Below are 4,497 nucleotides of genomic sequence, written 5' to 3' on the forward strand. Positions count from 1 at the left end.
ATCGAAAATAGCATTACAAACTCGCTATGCTCAAACAGTGTAATGCTAATCATTTTCTCGCTTATTCTATATTTTCACAAATTCTCAATAATTGTTCCTAATTTTTATGACTTTGCTAAAATATGGTTTATATTCAGTTTGAGCCTAGGCATTTTGCCTAGGCTTTTTCTATGGAAACAAATAAATAATGTATGAGAATGAGTAAAAATCAAAATAATAAAGAAGAGAAAATATAAAAACAAAAGGAGGATACGAAATGGCAAAGAAAATGAAAACAATGGATGGAAATGACGCAGCAGCATATGTATCTTATGCTTTTACAGAAGTAGCAACCATTTATCCTATTACTCCTTCCTCTCCTATGGCAGAAAAAGTAGATGAATGGGCAGCACATGGGAGAAAAAATTTATTTGGACAACCTGTAAAGGTATCTGAACTTCAATCAGAAGGAGGAGCAGCAGGAGCCATGCATGGTTCCTTACAAGGAGGAGCTTTGACTACTACTTATACAGCATCTCAAGGACTATTACTTATGATTCCTAATATGTATAAAATGGCAGGAGAATTGCTTCCTGGAGTATTTCATGTAAGTGCAAGGGCATTAGCCTCTCATGCACTTTCTATATTCGGAGATCATCAAGATGTTATGGCTACTAGACAAACAGGATTTGCTCTTTTATCTTCTAATAGTGTGCAGGAAGTAATGGACCTAGGTGGAATAGCTCATCTTACATCTATAAAATCTAGAGTACCAGTTCTACATTTCTTTGATGGATTTAGAACTTCTCATGAAATTCAAAAGATCGAGACTATTGATTATGAAGATTTTGAAAAGTTATTAGACAAAGATGCAGTAAAAGAATTTAGAGATCGTTCATTAAATCCTGAAAGACCTGTTCTTAGAGGAACTGCTCAAAATCCAGACATTTATTTTCAAGCAAGAGAAGCATCTAATGTATTTTATGAAAAGGTACCTGATATTGTAGCAGATTATATGAAGCAAATTAGCGAGATTACAGGAAGAAAATATAAACCATTTGATTATTATGGACATAAAGATGCCCAGTATGTGATTGTAGCTATGGGATCTGTTTGTGAAACTATAGAAGAAACAGTAGATTATTTGATTCAAAGAGGAGAAAAAGTAGGACTTATTAAAGTAAGACTATATAGACCTTTTTCTGAAAAATATTTCTTTGAAGTGATGCCAGAAAGTGTAAAGTGTATCGCTGTATTAGATCGTACAAAAGAATCAGGAGCAGTGGGAGAACCTTTATATGAAGATGTAAGAAGTGTTTTTTATGATAAGGAGAAACATCCTTTGATTGTAGGAGGAAGATATGGATTAGGACAAAAGGATACTAGACCTTCTCAAATTATAGCTGTTTTTAATAACTTAAAAAAATATATACCTAAAAATCAATTTACTCTTGGTATTGTAGATGATGTAACATATACTTCTCTTCCAGAAGAAGATATTGTAGAGACTACTAAAGAAGGAACCATTCAATGTAAGTTTTGGGGACTTGGATCAGATGGAACGGTAGGAGCCAACAAAATGGCTATTAAAATAATCGGAGATCGTACGAATCTATATGCTCAAGGATATTTTTCATATGATAGTAAAAAATCTGGAGGAACAACTATATCTCATTTAAGATTTGGAAAAAATCCAATAAAATCTACTTATCTTGTATATGAAGCAGATTTTATTGCTTGCCACAATAAATCTTACTTGTATCATTATGATCTATTAAAAGGAATTAAAAATGGTGGGATATTTGTTTTGAATTGTCCTTGGCATCAAGAAGAATTAGAAGATAAAATCCCAGGATTTATAAAGAGAGAGATTGCAAATAAAAATATTAAATTTTATGTTATTGATGCCATAAAAGTAGCTAGAGATATAGGTCTTGGTGGAAGAATTAATATGATTATGCAGTCTGCTTTTTTTAAACTTGCTAAAGTAGTTCCTATAGAAGATGCAGTAAAATATTTAAAAGAATCTGTAGTAGCTACTTATGGTAAAAAAGGTGAAAAAATAGTTAAGATGAATCATGATGCCATTGATGGAGGGATTAGAGAATTAGTTGAAATTCATGTCCCAGAAAATTGGAAAAATGCACAAGATGAAGAGATGGATATAAAAGATGAGCCTAAGTTTGTAAAATGCATTCAAAGACCTATGGCAAAAAATGAAGGAGATAAGCTTCCTGTAAGTGCATTTAAACATATGACAGATGGAACGTTTCCTCTTGGAACTACAGCTTATGAAAAAAGAGGAATTGCAGTAATGGTTCCACAGTGGCAAACAGAGAATTGCATTCAATGTAATCAATGCTCTTATGTTTGCCCTCATGCTGTAATTAGACCATTTCTTTTACATGAAGAAGAGATGAAAAATAAACTTGAAAATTTTGAAACAAAAAAAGCTATAGGAAAAGGACTTGAAAATTATCATTATCGTATTCAAGTGACTCCATTAGATTGTACAGGATGTGGAAATTGTGCAGATATATGTCCAGCTCCTCAAAAAGCGTTAGTTATGGTAGATGCAGAAAAAGAAACTATAAGACAACAAGAAAATTGGGAATATGCAATTAATAATATATCTACAAAAGATTATTTGATGGATAAATATATGGTAAAGGGAAGTCAATTTGCAAAGCCTTTACTGGAGTTTTCAGGAGCTTGTGCAGGATGTGGAGAGACTCCTTATTTAAAATTAGTAACACAACTTTATGGAGATAGAATGGTGATTTCCAATGCAACAGGATGTTCTTCTATATGGGGAGGCAGTGCACCTTCTATTCCTTTTACTACAAATGATGAAGGGAAAGGACCAGCATGGGGAAATTCATTATTTGAAGACAATGCAGAATACGGCTATGGAATGTATTTAGGAATAGAACAGGTAAGAGAAAAATTAAAAGATTTGATAGAGGAAGGATTACATTCAAACATTGATGAAGATTGTAAAGCTTCTATGAAAGAATATTTACAAAGTATAGATGATGAAGATGAAAATAAAAAAGCAGCAAAGAAATTAATAGATATTCTTAAAAAACATGAACATGAAAATAAAATTACAAAAGAAATATTAGAAAAGAAAGATTTTTTGATTAAAAAATCTATATGGATTGTTGGTGGAGATGGATGGGCATATGATATTGGATATGGAGGATTAGATCATGTATTGGCATCAGGAGCAGATGTAAATGTATTAGTATTTGATACAGAGGTTTATTCAAATACAGGTGGACAATCCTCAAAATCAACTCCTACAGCAGCTGTTGCAAAATTTGCAGCATCAGGTAAAAAGATTAGGAAAAAAGATTTAGGGCTTATGGCCATGAGCTATGGATATGTATATGTAGCAAAGATATCTATGGGTGCAAATATGAATCATACAATAAAAGCAATAAAAGAAGCAGAAAGCTATAAAGGACCATCCTTAATTATTTGTTATGCTCCATGTGTCAATCATGGTATCAAAACAGGAATGGGAACATCTATTGCACAAGAAAAAAGAGCGGTAGATTCAGGATATTGGCAGCTCTATAGATTTGATCCTCGTATGAAAGAACAAGGAAAAAATCCATTTGTATTAGATTCAAAAGAACCTACAATATCTTTTAGAGAATTTATTGACAGTGAAATTCGTTATAGTCAACTTAAAACTATATTCCCAGAAAGATCAGAAGAATTATTTGAAGCAGCAGAGAAACACTCAAAAGATACTTATGAAATGTATAAACGTTTAGCGCAAATGAACTATGAATAAATCCTAGGGAATTCCCTAGGATTTACTTTTCGTTTATATCCACCCAATCTTTTGCATTTTCTACTTCTATTTTATTAGGAATAGGAACTAAAGATTCAGGTTTTAAATCTTCTATATTTGCTAAAGGAGCTGTTTTATGATTTTCAATTGGTTTAGATAAATTTTTTTCTTTGTATTTATTTTGAGACATAATATCCCCTCCTTATATTTATTATTTTCTATAGTATAGAAATCTATTAAAAACAATATTGGAATGAATGATAAAAATTTCCTAATTTATATAAAAATATTATATTTAATGAATAATTTTATATAAAATAAAACATGATATTACAGGGGGTTTAGTCATAGAATGAAAAATATTTATAAAATAGTTGACAAATATAAAATAAGATGATATAGTTGTACCTACACTTCAGAAAACAAGTTTCAAACGAAAAGCTTGACAGTATTTTGAAGCTGTGCTAAGATAGTAAAAGTCGCCAAAAGAACAAACAAGAAAACAAAAAAAGTTCTTGACAGCGAAACAGAAAAATGATAAGATAGTTAAGTCGTCAAAACGACGACGAAAATATTGACCTTTGAAAACTAAACAGCACAAGAAATGACAAGCAAATAAATTAATTGCCAAAGTAATTTTGAGCAAGAAGCAAAAACCTCGAAGATTTTAATTGAGAGTTTGATCCTGGCTCAGGATGAACGCTGGCGGCGTG

2 protein-coding genes are annotated in these 4,497 nt (G+C 31.5%); one reads left to right on the forward strand and one right to left on the reverse strand.

Features of this window, described 5'->3' with window-relative positions; all coding sequences use genetic code 11:
* Positions 1–256: 256 nt before the first annotated feature.
* On the forward strand, positions 257–3,784 hold the full coding sequence (nifJ, locus tag EK368_RS07440) for a pyruvate:ferredoxin (flavodoxin) oxidoreductase (protein ID WP_129598035.1): 3,528 nt from the start codon (positions 257–259) through the stop codon (positions 3,782–3,784).
* 22 nt (positions 3,785–3,806) lie between these two features.
* Here the strand turns inward: nifJ and EK368_RS07445 are convergent, their stop codons facing one another.
* The gene (locus EK368_RS07445; protein ID WP_129598037.1) at positions 3,807–3,974 is read right to left on the reverse strand and encodes a CDIF630_02480 family spore surface protein; all 168 of its coding nucleotides are present in this window, start codon (positions 3,972–3,974) and stop codon (positions 3,807–3,809) included.
* Positions 3,975–4,497: the final 523 nt, after the last annotated feature.

It is taken from the genome of Anaerophilus nitritigenes, assembly GCF_004138215.1.
In the GTDB taxonomy this organism is placed as follows: Bacteria; Bacillota; Clostridia; order Peptostreptococcales; family Thermotaleaceae; genus Anaerophilus; species Anaerophilus nitritogenes.

Coding starts and splice junctions, on each gene's coding strand:
- nifJ (WP_129598035.1), top strand. CDS start 257: ATGGCAAAGAAAATGAAAACAATGGATGGAAATGACGCAGCAGCATAT.
- EK368_RS07445 (WP_129598037.1), bottom strand. CDS start 3,974: ATGTCTCAAAATAAATACAAAGAAAAAAATTTATCTAAACCAATTGAA.